Below are 18,040 nucleotides of genomic sequence, written 5' to 3' on the forward strand. Positions count from 1 at the left end.
CGCTTTGTTAAAGATTAATGTGGTATATTTACCAATGAATATAGATATTTGGGTTACGTGGAGGGAGCCAGTAGTGTTGAATCAATCATTTATTAGGAAGGTCCCGATTTTCTTGTGTTTACTGCTAACAAGCTGCGATGCTGCTGCTGCAAGTCAAACAAGAAATGAAGCTGAGATTGATGTAAAGTGGCCGATTTATAGAATTGAAAAAAATAATCACTACATGTATCTGTTCGGTACCATACATATAGGTAAAAAAGAGATGTATCCCTTTCCTAATAAAATTTCACAGGCCCTCAAGGAATCAAAATTTCTCGTTACGGAAACAAATGCCATCGACCTGATGAATAGTGATTTTCAAGACATGTGTTTTTTTAAAAAGGATGAAAGCTTAAGTGATTATTTATCAACGGATGCCAAAGAGCATTTGGAAAAGCGGGCTAAAGAATATGGGCTCGATTATCCATCTCTTCAGCAATATCGATTATGGTATGTGATGAGTTTATTTTTAGACGCTGGCACGGATGATTTGACAGCGGATTATGGCGTTGATCAAAAGATAATGGAATTGGCGGATTTCTATCGTCTTATAAACAAATTTCTTGAAACACCACAATACCAAATCGAAGCGATGCAAAAAGTATATTCTGAAAATGAAGCTGAAAAAGTAATCAAGCAAATTCCCTCATTTAAAGAATCTAAAAAGCAGCTGGCACAATTATATACTGATTATATTCAAGGAAAATTAGTAGACATTGAAGAGCAGCTTGCAGATGAATTTGATAAAAAACAAAATAAAATACTTGTTGAGGACAGAAATAAAGTCTGGGTGGAAAAATTTGCGTCTTTTATCGAAAGTGGCGATATTTATTTTGCGGCTGTCGGCAGCGGACACCTAGAAGGGGAAAATGGGATTCTTTCCTATTTTAGGGAAAATGGATACGAAGTTCAGAAACTTATTAATTAGTAATGGGGAAACGCTTGAGGGTCAAACATAACCTCAAGCGTTTTTACTTGTAGATTTCATTATCAGTTGATATTTAAGAAAACCTGAAGATGTTAAAACACCCAAAATAACCATTGTTGTTCCAAGCACTTGAACAATTGATACTTGCGTTCCCGTTATGATTGAAAGGATCATGGTAACCACAGGAACGAGGTTAAAGAAGATCGAGGTTTTAGCCGCCCCAATCATCTCCATTGCTCTATTCCAGCATAGATAACCTAACACACTCGTAAAGAGGGCCATGAATAATATTGCTTCCCAGGCAGATATCGTAACGTCTGCTAGCGGTTGAGTACTTGGTGAAAATAGCGATAAAAGAACGAGACAAGCGGCACCGACAATCATTGTATAGGTGGTGGTCTCCATAGAGGAACTGGTTTTTAAATACTTTCGCCCCAATACCCCATATAACGCCCAGCACACATTACCTAATAAAATCAACATGTCACCCTTTGATATGGAAAGGGTACGAATAACCTCCCATGAGCCATGAGTTAAAACCAATATCACTCCAATGAGTGCAAAAATAATTCCTGCTGTTTGTCGTTTGGTTATCGGGGTTTTTAGCATAAAATAAGACAAAATGGTCGTAACTAAAGGGTTCGTTGCCATAATTAATGCTCCATTTAATGGAGAAGTAAGTTTCATTCCGAAAAAGAATAAGGCATTAAAACCGAAAATTCCGATAACACCTAACAAAGCGTATATGGCAGCGTATTTTCTAATAACGCCCCATTTTAGTTTCCTTTGTAGCAACAGAATAAAAAGCATCACAATGGCTGCAATCCCAAATCTCCAGCCTGCCGCACTAGCTGCTGAGAAATAATCAACAGCGTATTTGGCAAGATTAAATGTGGCACCTGTAACAATGGCAAAGCCTAGTAACATCACAAACACTTTACCGTTCATCTTTATGTCCCCCTTCTAACATTTCCTGATAGGTTTCCAGCTTTTCTTCTGTTAGCCGGATGACCATCTCGATTTCTTTCCGTTGCTGCTCCAAAGTGAGTAAATGCTTTTGAAGAATGTTCATTCGTTTTTGTACCTTCGGTGTTCTTTCATGTTCTGAATCCTCACTTTCCAAAAGGCATCCATCCAACAAAAACTCTTGGATATCCTCTAAAGACATTCCCGTATTTTTTAACACTTTCATAAACTGCAGCAAGCGAATATCGCCTGCCGTATATTGCCGTTTTCCGCCAAGTTTCTTTGGTGCCGACAATAAGCCAATTTTTTCGTAATATCGTAAAGTATGAGCAGAAAATCCTGTTTCCTTGGCAACCTCTGAAATACTAAACATTAACAACACCACCTCCTAATCACATGCTACAACTTAGAGTTAGCTCTAAGTCAAGAAGAAAATTAACGACTGTGGAAAAAGATTCACCCTTATCTTTCCAAGGCTCCCACACAATAAATTCCAGTCATTTAATCCATTAATTTGTGTCGATCACCTGGGATTCATATAATATAACTATCATAAGAGATTAAAGGTGTAATAGAATGGGGGAGAATGTGATAATTAAAGCAGTGATTTTTGACTTTGATGGGACGATAATTGATACGGAATCGATTTGGTTTGAAGTTTATCAGGAAATCCTGAAAGAGACTTATCAAATGGAATTGCCGCTAGAGGAATTTGCAAAAAGTATCGGTACGACTGATGAGCAGTTTTTTCAATACATAGAAAACCAAACCGGAAAGAAGATTGATCAACAGGACTTAGAAAAGTTAGCAACTGAACGCTTTTTAGCAAAAAAGGGAATCTTAGCGGTTCGCGAGGGAGTAAAGGAAAAACTATCTGAAGCCAAGGTGCTTGGATATAAGATAGGGCTTGCTTCCAGCTCATCCAGAGAGTGGGTAGAAGGATTCCTTAGACAGTTTGACCTTTGGGATTATTTCTCTGTGATAAAGACAAAAGAAGATGTAGTTAACGTTAAACCTGATCCTGCTTTGTATATTAAGACCTTGGAGGCATTACAGGTTGAACCAGAAGAGGCCTTGGCAATTGAAGACTCGCTTAATGGAGCCTTGGCTGCAATAGAAGCCGGGATTACCTGCATCGTTATTCCAAATCAGGTTACAGCCTTTTTAAACTTTCATGAAAAAGCCATTCGCTCTGAAACATTTTTCGATTTTAGCTTTGAGCAGATAAAATAATAGTTTACACAGAAAAAGAGGCGCATAAGCCTCTTCGTTTTGTTTCTTACTTATCTTTTTGAATTTTCTAGAATAGAATTCGAAATAAATCGAAGAAACTCCTCTCCATTTTGTGAAATGGTTGATCCTGCCCTCCCCTGTCGAACAATTAATAAATCTAGTTCCTGAAGGACTTCCATTCTCATCCGCAATTGCTGTTCGGTGAGATTTATCCCCTTTTTCTCTAGATGCTTTTTAAGCGTCAACCGCCCATATGAGATCCGTTCCCGCTTTCCACCTTCAAATATCCTGAGGATTTCAACACTTTCCTCCAAAAAGCCATGAGCTTCAATTTTTCTTATTGTCTCATTTGGATTTATTTCTATCTTTGGTAATGATCGGAAGGTACTCTCCTCTATTCGAATCCGTAAAGGCAATAATTCCACCTCTATCGTTTGTTCTCCTAAGAAAGATAGATAAGTTATGGTATTATACAGTTCTGTCACATTCCCTGGCCATTCATAATTCAGTAATTGATTCATTACGTCCTGATTCAAAATAATATCTGTTTTTTTCAGTCTTGTTTTTATATCCTCGATTAACGCAACAAAATCTTCTCTACGATCCTTTAACGATGGGACCTTTAATGTCAACGACGTAAGCGCTTCATAAAAAGAACGGTTAAACTCTCCACCCTCAGTTTGCCATATCAATCCTTGTTTACTGCATGAAATCAACCTTACCTGAAAAGGAATGGTCTTGATACCACACACACGATGAAAATTTTTTTCCTTTATTGCCTGAAAAATTCTGTTTTGAAGTGGAATGAGCAATTCATCCACATCTTCCAAATATACGGTTCCATTTTCAGCAACTTCAAATGCACCAATAGAAATCATCTGGTTTTCTTCTGATCCAAATAATTCTCTCTCCAACATGTCGGTGGATTTAGATTTACAATTAATCGCAATAAAAGGATTACCAGATTGGTTGGAATGATGATGAATAGCCTGGGCGAGCATGCTTTTCCCAGTCCCATCTTCGCCGTATAGATGGACTGAAAGTGGTGTTTTGGCAAATTCCTTTCCAAGCTGAACGACTTTCTGCATCGGCTCACTCACTGCTATAACATCTTGAAATGAATAGCTGGCAACATTGCGAATATCCTTTATTGGATTCGTTTTTGTACTTCTTTTTCCCTCATCATATTCCGTTGAAAGCGATACTAGTGTTTTAAAATATCTTTTTACTATTTGTGTCTGATCATTTTTGAATCCAAGAGCGTTTGCTATTTCGTAAAATGTCTCAATATCTAAAAGTCTTGAGCCGATATTAATCACGTCTATTAAACCCGTAGGCAAGAAGTCCATTTCTCCTGGTGTTAGAATGTAATCTATCGAATCTGGGATTGATTCATCTGGGTTGTATGGATAGTACTCATGCTCAAAAATGGTTTCTCTCAGCGAAGCAACAGTCTCTTCGATATTAGTCTTCGTATCATTAACAACAAGAATCTTTTGACCAGGAGGGAGATTAATTACTTCCCTTGCATTGGCAAAATTAACATCCCGCTTAGCAATAATACACGGGCAATCAGCAGGAATTAGCTGGCTGACTAATCCCTTTATCATATGATGGGAAAGAACAACGATATCATCGTCCTGAACCATATTGGCCCGTAATTCTTTTAGCGCAGTCGGTCTAATCATGATCTCATGGCCGAGCACGTCTTTCATTTGTTTCGTTATTTCTTCTAAGTAGTTCTCTTGTATTGCGATAATGTGAATAGCTCGATTAGATTTCACCAGTACAACCCCCGAATTACCTCCAAAGTATTTCTATTATACTAGTATAAATGGCATGATACAAAATGCCTATTAGAAATTTCTTTGAGCTGCGGGACCACTTTTTTACACTCTTCCATTGCAAATGGACATCTCGTATGAAAAGTGCAGCCACTCGGTGGATTGGACGGACTTGGAATATCCCCTGTTAAAATAATCCGCTCCCTTTTCAAGCGGGGATTTGGTACCGGAACCGCAGAAAGCAATGCTTTAGTATAGGGGTGTAAAGGCTCTTTATATAAGTTATCCTTATCGGCCAATTCGACAATCTTTCCAAGGTACATGACACCAACACGGTCACTTATATGCTCAACCACGCTTAAATCGTGTGCAATAAATAAATAGGTTAAATTAAATTCCTCTTGAAGATCCTTTAAAAGGTTTAAAATTTGCGATTGAATGGATACATCTAACGCTGAAACAGGTTCATCTGCAACAATTAACTTTGGATTAACGGCAAGAGCGCGGGCAATCCCAATTCTCTGCCTTTGGCCGCCACTAAATTCATGGGGAAATCGGTCCGCATGATAGGCGTTTAATCCAACTACCTCTAATAAATGTTGGACACGTTCTTCTCTCTTTTCTTTTGGATAACCATGAACGATTAGAGGTTCGGCAATAATGTCGCTTACCTTCATCCTTGGATTTAAGGACGCATATGGGTCCTGAAACACCATTTGAAATTCTTTTCTCATATCCCGGATTTGATTATCGTTTAAACTACTGATTTCATTTCCTTCAAATAAAATTTGGCCTTCTGTCGGATCAAGCAATCTCATCAGCATTCTTCCGGTAGTCGACTTTCCACAGCCGCTTTCACCAACAAGGCCAAGCGTTTCCCCTTTTTTAATCGTAAAGGAGATATCATCTACTGCCTTGACAAATGACTTCTTTCCGCCAAATAACCCTTTGTTCTTTGGAAAGTATTTTTTCAAGTTTTTCACTTCAACTAATGGAGCTTCCATAGGCTTATACCTCCAATGCTTCGCTATTCTGATAGAGCCAGCATCTGCATGTATGTTCTTTATCTATTAGCAGTAATTCTGGATCCTGCTGTCTGCATATATCCATGACCTTTGGGCAGCGGGGTGCAAATTTGCATCCTTCAGGCATATTGCTCGGTGTAGGAACATTCCCTGGAATCGAATCTAATCTGTCGACCTTCTGACCAAGCTTTGGAACTGAATATAGCAACCCTTCTGTATATGGATGTTTTGGATTTTCAAAGATGGTAAACACATCCGCTTCTTCTACCACCTTGCCTGCATACATAACGACAACCCGATCACACATTTCAGCAACTACCCCTAAATCATGAGTAATCAGCATAATTGCTGTATCGCCTTCTTTAGTTAATTTCCTCATTAAATCTAAAATTTGCGCTTGAATGGTCACATCTAACGCAGTAGTCGGCTCGTCTGCGATCAGAAGCTTAGGTTTACAAGCCATTGCCATTGCAATCATGACCCGCTGCCGCATTCCTCCGGATAACTGGTAGGGAAATTCATCAACGATTTCCTCTGCTCTTGGAATTCCGACCAGCTTTAGCATATTGATAGCGTGTTGTCTTGCTTGTTTTTTGTCATATTTCAAATGAAGCTGGACCGCTTCTTCTATTTGCCTGCCTATTTTATAGACAGGGTTTAACGACGTCATTGGTTCTTGGAAAATCATCGCAATTTCATTTCCTCTGATCATACGCATTTCTTTTTCAGAAATGGCTTCCAGGTTCTTTCCTTCAAATTCAATCGTTCCGCCTACTATCTTTCCGGGAGTATCCTTTAATAGGCGCATTACTGATAATGAGGTAACACTTTTACCACACCCTGATTCGCCAACGACTCCAACCGTTTCCCCTTTATTAACCGTAATCGTTACACCATCAACGGCTTTCACCACTCCGCTGTCGCTCGTAAAATGTGTTTGCAGATTCTTTATTTCAAGTATTTTTTCAGCCATCACCGTACTCCTTTCTGAAGGTTAATCTTTAATTTTTGGATCTAATGCATCTCTTAGCCCGTCACCAAACAGGTTAAACGCCAGCACGGTTAGAAAGATTGCAAGCCCCGGAAAAAATGTCACATGCGGAGCATTATTCAAATAATCCCTTCCGCCGCTCAGCATTGCTCCCCACTCAGGTGATGGCGGCTGTGCTCCAAGTCCAAGAAAACTTAACGACGCGGCTGTTAAGATTGCCGTACCAAGACGCATTGTAAAATTTACGATAATACTTGAGAGAGTTCCAGGGAAAATATGCTTCCAAATGATTCTTCGCGGTTTCGCACCAATTGATCTCGTCGCTTCCACATAAACAGTTGCCTTCACCTGTAATGTACTGCTCCTTACAATCCTTGCAAAAATAGGAACACTGAAAATGGAGATTGCAATCACGACGTTTCCTAAACCAGGTCCAAGAATGGCAATGATTCCGATCGCCAATAAAATTCCAGGAAAAGCAAAGAGAATATCGCAGAATCGCATAATTAAATTATCAATCCATTTTCCATAGTACCCGCTGATAAGTCCTAGGACAGTTCCGCCAACCGCCCCTAAAAATACAGATAATAAACTAACAAAAAGTGATAGTCTTGTTCCGATGAGAATGCGGCTAAAGATATCCCGCCCATACGCATCTGTACCAGCCCAGTGTGCTGCTGACGGCCCCTCAAGAATGTGGTCATAATCAAATTCAGCCGCACCAAAAGGCGCGATAAAGGGACCAATAATTCCTAATAAAAATAGGATTACAACAAAAAAACCGGCGGCTAACGCCATTTTTTGCTTTTTAAACTTCCGCCAAAACTCTTGTTTTGGTGTACACTTTTTAACGTTACCTGCTTGAGGAAGCGGTTGTTGAATCACTTCTCCTACTTTCATTTCCGCCATTCATCTTTCCTCCTTGTTCTCAGCCTTTATTCGTAACGGATTTGTGGATTTAAAACTCCGTATAATAGATCGACAAATAAATTTATTAATATGAATTCTAAAGCAAACAAAAGCATTTCTGCCTGGATAACTGGGTAATCGCGGAAGGAAACAGAATCAATCAGCAATCTCCCTAAACCAGGCCAGCTAAACACCGTTTCAATGACGATTGATCCGCCAAGTAGAAATCCAAACTGTAACCCTGTCATGGTAACAACGGGAATCATCGCATTCTTTAACGCATGCCCCCAAACCACTTTATTTTCTTTTAATCCTTTTGCACGTCCTGTACGAATATAGTCTTCTTTCATAACTTCCATTAATGAAGACCTGGAAAACCGTGCGATAACTGCTGCAACCCCAGCCCCAAGTGTGATGGAAGGTAAGATGTAACTCTTCCATGAATCCATCCCGCCAGTTGGCAGCCAGCCTAAATTCACGGCAAATAATTGAATTAACATAAGGCCGAGCCAAAAGGATGGAAGGGAAATTCCTGATACTGCCCCGAACATTCCGAGATAATCCTGCCATTTATTCCTTTTCGTTGCAGAAAATACTCCTACCACAAGGCCAAATAACACAGCCCAAATCATACTCCAAAAGGTTAACCAAAAAGTAGGCATAAAGCGTGCGGCAATTTCATCAAAAACAGGACGTTTTGTCTTTAACGATAAACCAAAGTCCCCTTGAACAATATTTTTTACAAAATCTGCATATTGAGTATACAATGGCTTATCTAAGCCGAGCTCTCTCTGAACGGCTTGGACATCTGCTAAACTGGCATCTTGTCCTGCTACTAATCTAGCTGGATCTCCTGGAATCATATGGACAAACAGAAAAATAAAAATGGAAACAAAGAATAAAATAGGTATGATTCCAATTAATCTTTTTAAAAAAAATTTTAACAATTGGATTCCTCCTTTACAGATAATAGATGAGCGCTATATGACTATAGCGCTCAACCTTACTTATTGTTTGATTTCGATATTTTCTACACTTAAAGCACCATCTGGCAGCAAGTTAATGCCTTCCAGGTAGTTTTTCTTTCCTGCCATCGTGTCATCAACGGATAAGAACGCCCACGGAGCATCCTTCCAGATTGCCGTTTGAGCCTTTTCATATGCTGCTTTTCGCTTTTCAGGATCTGCAGTTGCAAGAGCATCTTTAATCGCTTGGTTTACTTCATCATTGTTATAATAAGCCGTGTTATAGGATTTCGGCGGGAATGCATCTTTTCCGCCTACAAGCGGACGAATCCCCCAGTCCGCATCACCTGTGGATGGTGACCAGCCGCCATAATACAATTCAATCTCCGCTGCATTAGGATCTTGAACAGACCAAATTTTGTCCGCCATTGTTCCAGATTCCATTGGGACGATTTCAACCTTTACGCCAATTTGAGCAAGCTGCTGCTGAATAAATTCCATTCCTTTAATCGTTTGCGAGCTGTTGCTGCCCCATAATTTTGCAGTAAAGCCTTTTTCAAGTCCGGCTTCCTTCAGCAATTCTTTAGCCTTTTCAAGATTGAATTTGTACTGATCTTGCTTTGAATAAAACTGCACGTTTGGAGCAATGACTGAGTCTAAAGGTGTCGCAAAACCGTTCATAACAACTTTTACAAACGCATCCTTATTGATTGCATAGTTAATGGCCTGACGAACACGGACATCACTGTATGGTTTCTTTATTGTATTCATCGATAAATAACGGACAACAATTGATTGGTTGTTTTCAACCATAATTCCGTTTTTACCGTTAAGGCTTTCTGCTTGCTCAGTTGGCACTGGATAGATAAAATCAGCCTCTCCTGTTTGAAGCATCGCTACCCGCGCCCCATTTTCAGGTGTTGGTTTGAATGTAATCGAATCAACCTTCGGATAGTCTTTTTTCCAGTATTGATCATTCTTCACAACTTTTAAGTGATCGCTTTGATCCCAGTCTGCAAATTTAAATGGCCCTGTTCCGACTGGGTGCTGTGAGACATCCTTGCCATAGGTTTCTAACGCTTTCGGACTAATCATCATTGCCGCAGGATGGGCAAATGTATTAATCATCGCACCAAATGGTTCGCTTAAAACTACTTTAACAGTGTTCTCATCGACAACCTGTGTCTCTTTCACAAGAGCAAATAAGCTATGACGCTTTAGGTTAAGGTCCGGATTTGCTAAGCGGTCAATATTTCCTTTTACTGCTTCGGCATTAAATGGTGTTCCATCATGGAAAGTAATACCTTGACGAAGTTTAAAAGTAAATTCCGTCGCAGCATCATTAGCCGAATAGCTTTCCGCAAGAACTGGGACAACCTTCATATCCTTGTCAAAACCAACCAATCCTTCAAGCATGGTTTTTTGAGCTGAATAAGAAAGTGTATCATTTGTGTCATGTGGATCCATGCTAATAAAATTATCCGCAACAGCAATTGTAACGTCTTTTCCTTCTTTTTTAGCCAACTCCTGTGTTTCCGCCGGTTTAATATTTTTCTTGCCATCTTTCGAATCACTTGAAGCCTTGTTTGAATTGCTGCACCCAATTAAGAACAAGCTGCACATTACAAATACGGCAAGTAACATATGCAAATAACGATTTTTCAATGGACTTCCTCCTTTTATTATTGGCTTTGTTAAATGACATTGTTGATTGGAGTGGAAGGCACGAGACTCCTGCGGGAGCAGCGGGACAGGAGAGACCCCGCAGGCGCTTTAGCGCCGAGGAGGCTCACCGCCCGCCCCGCGGAAAGCGAAGTGCCTGGAACGGAAATCAACGTTCACTTTTAACACAGCCTTATAGTAAAAATTATTCTTGAAGTGCTCCTGCACTTTGAAGCTTGAAATCAGCTACCAATTCCCCAATCACTTCATTACGAGCATTCCGTAATTTTGGACGAAAGTGACCCATAAGTTCTTCAATTTGTTGATCCGTTAATAAATTTAGCTGTTTTAACACTTCCACTGCCGCAGGGTAAACACCTCGACCATTTCCGTCTTCAATTTTGATTGCAATACCTATTCCAGTTTCAAGATCTCCAATACAGTAAACGCCTTCCGCACCTGCTTTACCAATAAATCTCCCTTTGCCCACTCTCATAAAATCTGTACAAAAGCGATCGGTGCCGCCAACCATTTCCGGCGCATTTACCATTGCTTTAGTAATTCGCTTGATGGCATTACGGCGTTTCTCGGAAAGTTCGTCAGGCTTAGCCATTTTTGCATAGCCATGAGCCAGTCGTTCAAGTGGCACCCCATGAACTGGCACGCCGCATCCATCAATCCCAATTTCAATCTCCTCTTTTGGATAATCTGTCATTTCACTAACTGCTGCCAGTATCCGTTGTTGTACGGGATGGTCCAAATCATAATAATTTTCAATCGCTTCATTCATGTGTTTCGCAGTTGCCAGCATCCCTGTATGTTTCCCGGAACAGTTGTTATATAAAGGAGTAACGTCCTTCCCTGCCAAAATTAGCTGCTTATATGTATCTTGCCAACGAGGAATATGGGTGCCGCATTTTAAACAGGTATCCTCCATTCCCGTCCTTCCTAGTATGGATAGAACACGATCGGTGTGCATATTCTCGCCATTATGCGAAGCACAGCATAGGGAAAGATCAGCATCACTGAATTCATAATGGTCGGCAGCTCCTGTTTCCACTACTGGAATCGCTTGAATTGGTTTCATGGAGGAACGGGCAAAAACTTTAGCGCTAGGATTTCCTGCAAAGTATAGTAATTGACCCTTTGAGTCCACGACGGCTACGTGCCCCTTATGAGAACTTTCTACTAGATTCCCCCTAGTTACATTTACTAATTTTGTAGAATCCATTCTATCACCCCTCATTTCTATTATTTTGGCTGTGTTAAAGAATATTGTTGATTTTGAACACAATGTTGATTGGAGTGGAAGGCGCGAGACTCCTGCGGGAGCAGCGGGACAGGTGAGACCCCGCAGGCGCNCCTGGAACGGAACATTACTTTTCACAGCTATTAATCTAAAAATTTTAATAATTTTAAATTATTATAAAACACTTTTTAACCTAAAACAACCTATAAAGTTTTAATTTTTAGATTATTTTGATATAATTTGTCAATAAGTCAGTTTAAAAAGGATTAGGTTGCTATTTTCTATTGCGACATCCACCTAATTCACCCAATTAAAAATCAGTTCCAAGGAGGAAATCATGCAAACAGAGCTCGCTGAATTGAAATCAGAACTTTACCGTATTTTTAACCATTTACATACCAATCCCGAGATTAGCTGGAAGGAATATAACACGACAGATTATTTGAAGGGATTGATAGAGAACCTTGGTCTTTCTATTACTTCTTTTGATGATTGTACCGGGCTAGTAACTGAAATTGGCTCGGGTGAAGCCTGTGTTGGGCTGCGAACAGATATCGACGCACTTTGGCAGGAGGTAGACGGCACGTTTCAAGCCAATCACTCCTGTGGTCATGATGCGCATATGACGATCGTTTTCGGGACATTACTTTTACTTAAAAAGATGAATTATCAACCACCTGGCAGGTTAAAATTCATTTTTCAACCCGCAGAGGAAAAAGGAACAGGGGCATTAAAGTTAATTGAAAAAGGAGTGGTCGATGATATTAACTATTTATATGGTGTTCATCTTCGCCCGATGGAAGAAGTACCCTTTGGAAAGGCTTCATCGGGAATTATTAACGGTGCAGCCCAGTTTATTACTGGTGAAATAAATGGAACCGATGCCCACGGTGCCAGACCGCATCAAGGGCAAAATGCGATTGAGGTTGGGGCATCAATCGTTAATGAACTCAGCAAAATCCATCTTAACCCGATGGTCCCTTACTCAGTTAAAATGACTTCATTCCATGCAGGCGGAGAAAGCAGCAATATTATCCCTGGGCGTGCAACATTCGCATTGGATCTTCGTGCCCAAAGTAACGATGTCATGAATCAACTATCCGAGCGCGTTGAAAAAATCATGGAATCTGTTTCTTTACTTTACGGGGTAGAGATTGCACTTCAAGTGAATGCTGGAGTCGCCGCTGCCCAAATTAGTGTGGAGGCCCAAGCAATTATGCAGGATGTCATTACGGAAACACTTGGACAGGCAAACCATGTCATGCCCTACATGTCCAGCGGCGGCGAGGACTTTCATTTTTACACACTAAAGAGGCCAACTATTAAAGCAACGATGCTTGGGCTTGGTTGTGACTTAGTACCAGGTCTCCATCATCCAAAAATGACCTTTAATCATGATGCACTACTGACAGGAATCGAAATTTTGGCTAAGACGATTATTAAAACATTTAATACGATTGAAAAAGGGGATTCGTCTGAGAACAATTAGGGGATTACTCACTCACCAGCTAGCGTTAGTAAAAGGTGGGGTTGCACAAATAAAACAAGGGACAGCTTTAGAGGCTGTCCCTTGTTTTATTCAATAGTAGCTTTCAATCACAACATCGATATGGGCAATTAATTTAAACGCCGTTTCGACACCGGATTCTTCCTTTAGTGAAATCGATGACCTTAACACCTTTTAACATTGTGATGATCCTCTCTTACGAATTCGTTGGACCTGGAGTAAAAAGCTCCTCCAGCTGTTTTCTTAGGACAAATTTCATGATTTTCCCGCTGGCATTTCGCGGCAATGCCTCACAGAAAACATATTTGCGCGGGCGCTTATAGTTTGCGAGACTATCACTATTTTTGCAGAATTCATCCAATTCCTCTTCGTTCAGATTCGGATCTTTTTTCACAACAAAAGCCGTCACGGTTTCGCCCCAGCGGTCATCAGGCTGGCCGACAATCGCAACATCTAGGACGCCCGGATGTGCATGAAGAACATCCTCCACTTCCCTTGGGTAGATATTCTCCCCGCCGCTGATAATCATATCGTCGACACGATCATTTACAAACAGGAAACCATCTTTATCGAGATAACCAATATCACCCGAATGGTACCAGCCTTTATACAACGCTTTTTCCGTTGCTTCTTCGCGGTTGAAATAGCCAATCATCATACACGGCCCTTGAACAATAATCTCACCAGTTTCTCCGGTTGCGACAACATCGTCAGGCTCTGATGGTCCATCTTCCCTTGTGTGGACAACCCGGATATCGTGGCTTAGCGCTGCCTGTCCCGCGGAACCCGCTTTTCGGAGCTGGTCACTCTCCGATAAAAAGGTAATCGCCGGCCCCATTTCTGTCATCCCATAGGCTTGAATTAAGGTGATCCCTAAGCGGTCATGGAGAGCATGCACAAGCGTCGGAGCCATGGGAGCTGCACCATATAAACCAAGCTTCAGACTTGATAGGTCATATTGGCTCAAATCTTCTTGAAGAAGCATGTTCCACATGGTTGGTGCGGCAAATAATTTCGTAATTTTTTCTTGTTCGATTAATCGAAGGATCGCTTTGGGATTGAATTGATGCAAGATGACATTTTTTGCACCAATATGCACCCTTGGCAGGAAAGCGCAATGCAGTTCGGCACAATGAAACATCGGTGCCGTCACGAGGCCTACATCTTCCGACTCAAGCTTCTGAGCAGCATTACATAATACGCTTTGATCCACCATATTTCGGTGGCTGTGCATGACTCCTTTTGGCCTTCCGGTTGTGCCGCTTGTATAGATAAATGCGTAGATATCGTTCTCATTGACTTCAGCTTGAACATCTTTAGTGGAGGCGGAGGCGACTTTTTCTTGATAGCTGGCGGCGTATTCCGGTTTTTCCTCATCAATGAACCAGAAAGAGATTTTGTCGAAGCGGTTTTCTATCGCCCCGATGACTGGCTCCAATGCTTTTTCAAAAAGAACAACCTTTGGAGTGGCATCCGATAAAATATACGCCACTTCCTCAGGTGTGAGGCGGAAATTAATCGGATTAAAAATTGCTCCGATTTTCGCGCAGGCAAAGAAGGCAGTTCCCAATTCTTCGGTGTTAAACATGAAGGTGGAGACACGGTCTCCTTTTTTGACTCCTTCGTTTAGCAGGGCATTTGCAAGCCGGTTGACTTGTTCGCTCCACTCTTGATAGGTGTAGCGGACATTTTTCCGAAAATCGTAGAGGGCTTCCTTGTGCGGAAACTTTTTCACTGTTAAATCAAAGATTTTTCCGATTGTCGTGGTCATTTTGAACGCCTCCATTGATAGATTTGCAGGCAATCGTCGGGTGCGCCGATTGCCTTAATTATTTCCGAAGAGTGTTACCTAGAAAAAATCTTCATTTTCGCTTTTTATTAACCCAATATGTTTTTTCTGTACAATCTACCCCGGTAGAATTACAGATTTGCTCCCATTTCTTATCGTTATCAAACAATATTCCGTTCTATCAGCGAATTTCCGGGTTCTATCGGCGAATCTGGCCATTCTATCGGCGAAATTTTGGACTTCAATCGGCGAATTTCCCCATTCAATCAGCGAATCCAATTTAAATGGACAGCAATTAACCTCTGATTGTTAAACTAATCGCTCAATTATCGTAGCATTTGCCATGCCGTGGCCTTCGCACATCGTTTGCAATCCGTAGCGGCCGCCGCTTCGCTCGAGTTCGTGCATCATCGTCACCATTAAGCGAGCGCCGCTGCCGCCTAGTGGATGACCAAGGGCAATCGCACCCCCATTTGGATTCAGCTTTGTCGGATCTGCACCCGTTTCCTTCAGCCAGGCAAGCGGTACTGGCGCGAATGCCTCATTTACTTCGAATACATCGATATCATCGATGGAGAGCCCGGATTTTTCTAGTGCCTTATGTGTGGCAGGAATCGGCCCTGTCAGCATCAAGGTTGGGTCAGAACCAACGACCACGCGGGTGTGAACACGGAATCGCGGTTTAAGCCCGAGTTCCTCCGCTTTCTCACGTGACATGAGTAATAACGCGGCCGCCCCGTCGCTAATTTGGCTGGCATTTCCAGCATGAATGACGCCATCTTCTTTAAAAGAAGTTCTTAGTCCTGCCAATGCTTCCAACGATGTACCTTTTCTTGGACCAGAATCCTCCTTAATAACGGTTGTTGTTCCGTCCGGAAGCGTTACTTCTAACGGAAAGATCTCTCTTGAAAAATAATCCTCTTCTTGAGCCTTTAATGCTTTTTGATGGCTTTCGAGAGAGAATTGATCAAGTTCCTCACGGGTAAATCCGTAGTTTTCGGCAATCCGCTCAGCTGACAGCCCTTGATGAATCATTTCGTACTTTGACCTTAAATTCGGACTAAATGGTTCTTCTACCCCTTTATAATTTAAACCCATTGGTACACGAGACATGCTTTCAACACCACCAGCAATAACTACATCCATATCCCCCGCAAGGATGGCTTGCGCGGCAAAATGCACCGCCTGCTGACTTGAGCCGCATTGGCGGTCAATCGTGGTGCCTGGCACCTCAATTGGAAATCCAGCGATTAACGCTGCTACCCGCGCGATATCCCCTGCTTGTTCCCCCGCTTGAGTGACACACCCTAAAATAACATCATCCACAATCGCCGGATCAATCCCCGCCCGGTTGACAAGTTCCTTTAAGGTCAGCCCTGCCAGGTCATCGGGACGGATGTCCTTTAGCACACCATTTCTTCTTCCAACAGGGGTACGGACCCCCTCAACAATTACTACCTCACGCATGTTCTTCATCCTCACTTTCTATAATCCTAGGTTTTTCGCAATAATTGTTTTCATAATTTCATTCGTGCCGGCGTAGATGCTCGAAACCGGAATGTCGCGAAATCTTCTGGCAATCTCGTATTCTTCCATATATCCATAACCGCCGTGGAGCTGCATACATTCTGCCGCTATTTTCTTGGCAATATCCGTCAGCTTCCATTTTGCCATTGACACCTTTGTGACCACGTTTTTTCCTTCAATATGCTCGGCAATTAACTGATCTAAAAACACCCTGCCCATTTCAATGTCGGTAGTCATTTCGACAATTTTAAACTGCGTATTTTGAAACTGGCCGACAGGTTTTCCGAACGCTTCCCGGCTTTTCACGTAATCCAGAGTCATTTTCAGCATCACTTCCGACGCCGTTTGCGCCCCAATCGCGACAAGAAGCCGTTCCTGTTGGAGTTTTTCCATTAAGTAAAGGAAGCCATTGCCCTCATCGCCGAGCAGATTTTCTTGCGGAACACGGCAATCTTCGAAAATCAGTTCCGCAGTATCCTGTGAGTGGAGTCCCACTTTGTTCAGTTTTCTACCTCTGGAGAAACCGGGAGCATCTCGTTCGATGACAAGCAGGCTGACACCTTTGTGCTTCGGTAGAGCTTGCAAGTCGGTCTTAACTGCCACAACTATCAAGTCGGATTGAATCCCATTTGTGATGAACGTCTTTTGACCGTTGACGATATAATGGTCTCCATCCAGCTTGGCGGTTGTTTTGATGTTGGCGAGGTCGGAACCAGTACCGGGCTCTGTCATCGCAATCGCGGTAATGATTTCGCCGGTAACACACTTTGGCAGCCAGCGCTGCTTCTGTTCCTCCGTCCCATAGGAGGTGATATACGGAACCACAATATCATTGTGAAGTCCAATGCCTACTAATCCGGAGCCTACTCGCTCCAGTTCCTCGTTAATAACAACGGCAAATCCCCAATCAACCTCACTGCCGCCATATTTTTCAGCGATATCAGGGCATAGAAACCCCTGCTCGCCCATCTTTGTCCAAAAGGAACGGGGAATCATCCGATCTTCTTCCCACTGCTCATAAAAGGGATATGCTTCCTTTTCTAAAAACTTTCTTAATGACTGACGAAAAATTTCATGATCTTCGTTTAAGTATGGATGTTTCATGTTAAATTACCTCTCTTACAACGTATTTCTGCGCATTTGCTACGTATTTTAGATTAATTACTACATATTTCCGGTCACTTATTACCTATTTTTCGAAACTTACGACATTTACTGGATATTAATTGGAAATCAATTCGAACCTCGTGAACTTACTACAAATATCCGGTTAATTACGACATATTTCCGGTCACTTATTACCTATTTTTCAATACTTACGACATTTGCTGGATATTAATTGGAAAGCGACTCGAATCTCGAGAATTTACTACAAATATCCGGTCACTTACGACATATTTTCGGGCACTTACCACCTATTTTTCGAAACTTACGACATTTACTGGATATTAATTGGAAAGCAACTC

The 18,040-nt window shown here is 41.6% G+C and carries 15 protein-coding genes; 3 read left to right on the forward strand and 12 right to left on the reverse strand.

Annotated elements, in window-relative coordinates; all coding sequences use genetic code 11:
* The first annotated feature begins 73 nt into the window (after positions 1–73).
* Entirely contained in the window at positions 74–967 is an 894-nt protein-coding gene (locus tag AA980_RS24615; protein WP_024030370.1) for a TraB/GumN family protein, read from the forward strand.
* A gap of 33 nt (positions 968–1,000) precedes the next feature.
* On the opposite strand, the gene AA980_RS24620 is transcribed toward AA980_RS24615, so the two are convergent.
* Entirely contained in the window at positions 1,001–1,915 is a 915-nt protein-coding gene (locus tag AA980_RS24620) for a DMT family transporter (RefSeq protein ID WP_024030369.1), read from the reverse strand.
* A complete protein-coding gene (locus AA980_RS24625) occupies positions 1,905–2,306 on the reverse strand; it encodes a MerR family transcriptional regulator (protein WP_024030368.1) in 402 nt (133 codons plus the stop codon). The genes AA980_RS24620 and AA980_RS24625 overlap by 11 nt, the downstream gene beginning before the upstream one ends.
* Before the next feature lie 221 nt (positions 2,307–2,527).
* Between AA980_RS24625 and AA980_RS24630 the strand changes: the two genes are divergently transcribed.
* Positions 2,528–3,166: an HAD family hydrolase gene (locus AA980_RS24630; protein WP_034724828.1), complete on the forward strand. Its 639-nt coding sequence runs from the start codon at positions 2,528–2,530 to the stop codon at positions 3,164–3,166.
* A 50-nt stretch (positions 3,167–3,216) separates the two neighbouring features.
* Here AA980_RS24630 and AA980_RS24635 read toward each other — a convergent pair whose 3' ends face one another.
* The 7 genes from AA980_RS24635 to AA980_RS24665 all read right to left on the reverse strand — a co-directional run bounded on the left by AA980_RS24635 (position 3,217) and on the right by AA980_RS24665 (position 11,733).
* Positions 3,217–4,950: a sigma 54-interacting transcriptional regulator gene (locus AA980_RS24635; protein ID WP_024030366.1), complete on the reverse strand. Its 1,734-nt coding sequence runs from the start codon at positions 4,948–4,950 to the stop codon at positions 3,217–3,219.
* A gap of 41 nt (positions 4,951–4,991) precedes the next feature.
* The gene (locus AA980_RS24640; protein WP_024030365.1) at positions 4,992–5,954 is read right to left on the reverse strand and encodes an ABC transporter ATP-binding protein; all 963 of its coding nucleotides are present in this window, start codon (positions 5,952–5,954) and stop codon (positions 4,992–4,994) included.
* 4 nt (positions 5,955–5,958) lie between these two features.
* The gene (locus tag AA980_RS24645) at positions 5,959–6,948 is read right to left on the reverse strand and encodes an ABC transporter ATP-binding protein (RefSeq protein ID WP_024030364.1); all 990 of its coding nucleotides are present in this window, start codon (positions 6,946–6,948) and stop codon (positions 5,959–5,961) included.
* Positions 6,949–6,969: 21 nt separating this feature from the next.
* On the reverse strand, positions 6,970–7,866 hold the full coding sequence (locus tag AA980_RS24650) for an ABC transporter permease subunit (protein ID WP_034724827.1): 897 nt from the start codon (positions 7,864–7,866) through the stop codon (positions 6,970–6,972).
* Between the two features lie 35 nt (positions 7,867–7,901).
* Positions 7,902–8,822: a glutathione ABC transporter permease GsiC gene (gene gsiC, locus AA980_RS24655; protein ID WP_024030362.1), complete on the reverse strand. Its 921-nt coding sequence runs from the start codon at positions 8,820–8,822 to the stop codon at positions 7,902–7,904.
* 60 nt (positions 8,823–8,882) lie between these two features.
* Positions 8,883–10,505, reverse strand: coding sequence for a glutathione ABC transporter substrate-binding protein (locus tag AA980_RS24660; RefSeq protein ID WP_024030361.1), 1,623 nt, complete (start codon positions 10,503–10,505; stop codon positions 8,883–8,885).
* Between the two features lie 202 nt (positions 10,506–10,707).
* Positions 10,708–11,733: an asparaginase gene (locus tag AA980_RS24665; protein ID WP_024030955.1), complete on the reverse strand. Its 1,026-nt coding sequence runs from the start codon at positions 11,731–11,733 to the stop codon at positions 10,708–10,710.
* Between the two features lie 355 nt (positions 11,734–12,088).
* Between AA980_RS24665 and AA980_RS24670 the strand changes: the two genes are divergently transcribed.
* Entirely contained in the window at positions 12,089–13,240 is a 1,152-nt protein-coding gene (locus AA980_RS24670) for a M20 peptidase aminoacylase family protein (RefSeq protein ID WP_024026824.1), read from the forward strand.
* Between the two features lie 214 nt (positions 13,241–13,454).
* On the opposite strand, the gene AA980_RS24675 is transcribed toward AA980_RS24670, so the two are convergent.
* From AA980_RS24675 to AA980_RS24685, 3 genes are all read right to left on the reverse strand, one after another.
* On the reverse strand, positions 13,455–15,029 hold the full coding sequence (locus tag AA980_RS24675) for a fatty acid--CoA ligase (protein WP_024026825.1): 1,575 nt from the start codon (positions 15,027–15,029) through the stop codon (positions 13,455–13,457).
* 327 nt (positions 15,030–15,356) lie between these two features.
* Positions 15,357–16,514 (reverse strand): thiolase family protein, encoded by a 1,158-nt coding sequence (locus tag AA980_RS24680; RefSeq protein ID WP_024026826.1) that lies wholly within the window; start codon positions 16,512–16,514, stop codon positions 15,357–15,359.
* An 18-nt stretch (positions 16,515–16,532) separates the two neighbouring features.
* On the reverse strand, positions 16,533–17,678 hold the full coding sequence (locus AA980_RS24685) for an acyl-CoA dehydrogenase family protein (RefSeq protein ID WP_024026827.1): 1,146 nt from the start codon (positions 17,676–17,678) through the stop codon (positions 16,533–16,535).
* Positions 17,679–18,040: the final 362 nt, after the last annotated feature.

It is taken from the genome of Neobacillus vireti (genome assembly GCF_001026695.1).
GTDB lineage: Bacteria > Bacillota > Bacilli > Bacillales > Cytobacillaceae > Neobacillus > Neobacillus vireti.

Excerpts from the sequence above, each read along its gene's own strand:
- AA980_RS24620 (WP_024030369.1), bottom strand. The coding sequence starts at position 1,915 with ATGAACGGTAAAGTGTTTGTGATGTTACTAGGCTTTGCCATTGTTACA.
- AA980_RS24645 (WP_024030364.1), bottom strand. The coding sequence starts at position 6,948 with ATGGCTGAAAAAATACTTGAAATAAAGAATCTGCAAACACATTTTACG.
- AA980_RS24670 (WP_024026824.1), top strand. The coding sequence starts at position 12,089 with ATGCAAACAGAGCTCGCTGAATTGAAATCAGAACTTTACCGTATTTTT.
- AA980_RS24685 (WP_024026827.1), bottom strand. The coding sequence starts at position 17,678 with ATGAAACATCCATACTTAAACGAAGATCATGAAATTTTTCGTCAGTCA.
- AA980_RS24675 (WP_024026825.1), bottom strand. The coding sequence starts at position 15,029 with ATGACCACGACAATCGGAAAAATCTTTGATTTAACAGTGAAAAAGTTT.
- AA980_RS24650 (WP_034724827.1), bottom strand. The coding sequence starts at position 7,866 with ATGAAAGTAGGAGAAGTGATTCAACAACCGCTTCCTCAAGCAGGTAAC.
- AA980_RS24625 (WP_024030368.1), bottom strand. The coding sequence starts at position 2,306 with ATGTTTAGTATTTCAGAGGTTGCCAAGGAAACAGGATTTTCTGCTCAT.
- AA980_RS24680 (WP_024026826.1), bottom strand. The coding sequence starts at position 16,514 with ATGCGTGAGGTAGTAATTGTTGAGGGGGTCCGTACCCCTGTTGGAAGA.
- AA980_RS24665 (WP_024030955.1), bottom strand. The coding sequence starts at position 11,733 with ATGGATTCTACAAAATTAGTAAATGTAACTAGGGGGAATCTAGTAGAA.
- AA980_RS24640 (WP_024030365.1), bottom strand. The coding sequence starts at position 5,954 with ATGGAAGCTCCATTAGTTGAAGTGAAAAACTTGAAAAAATACTTTCCA.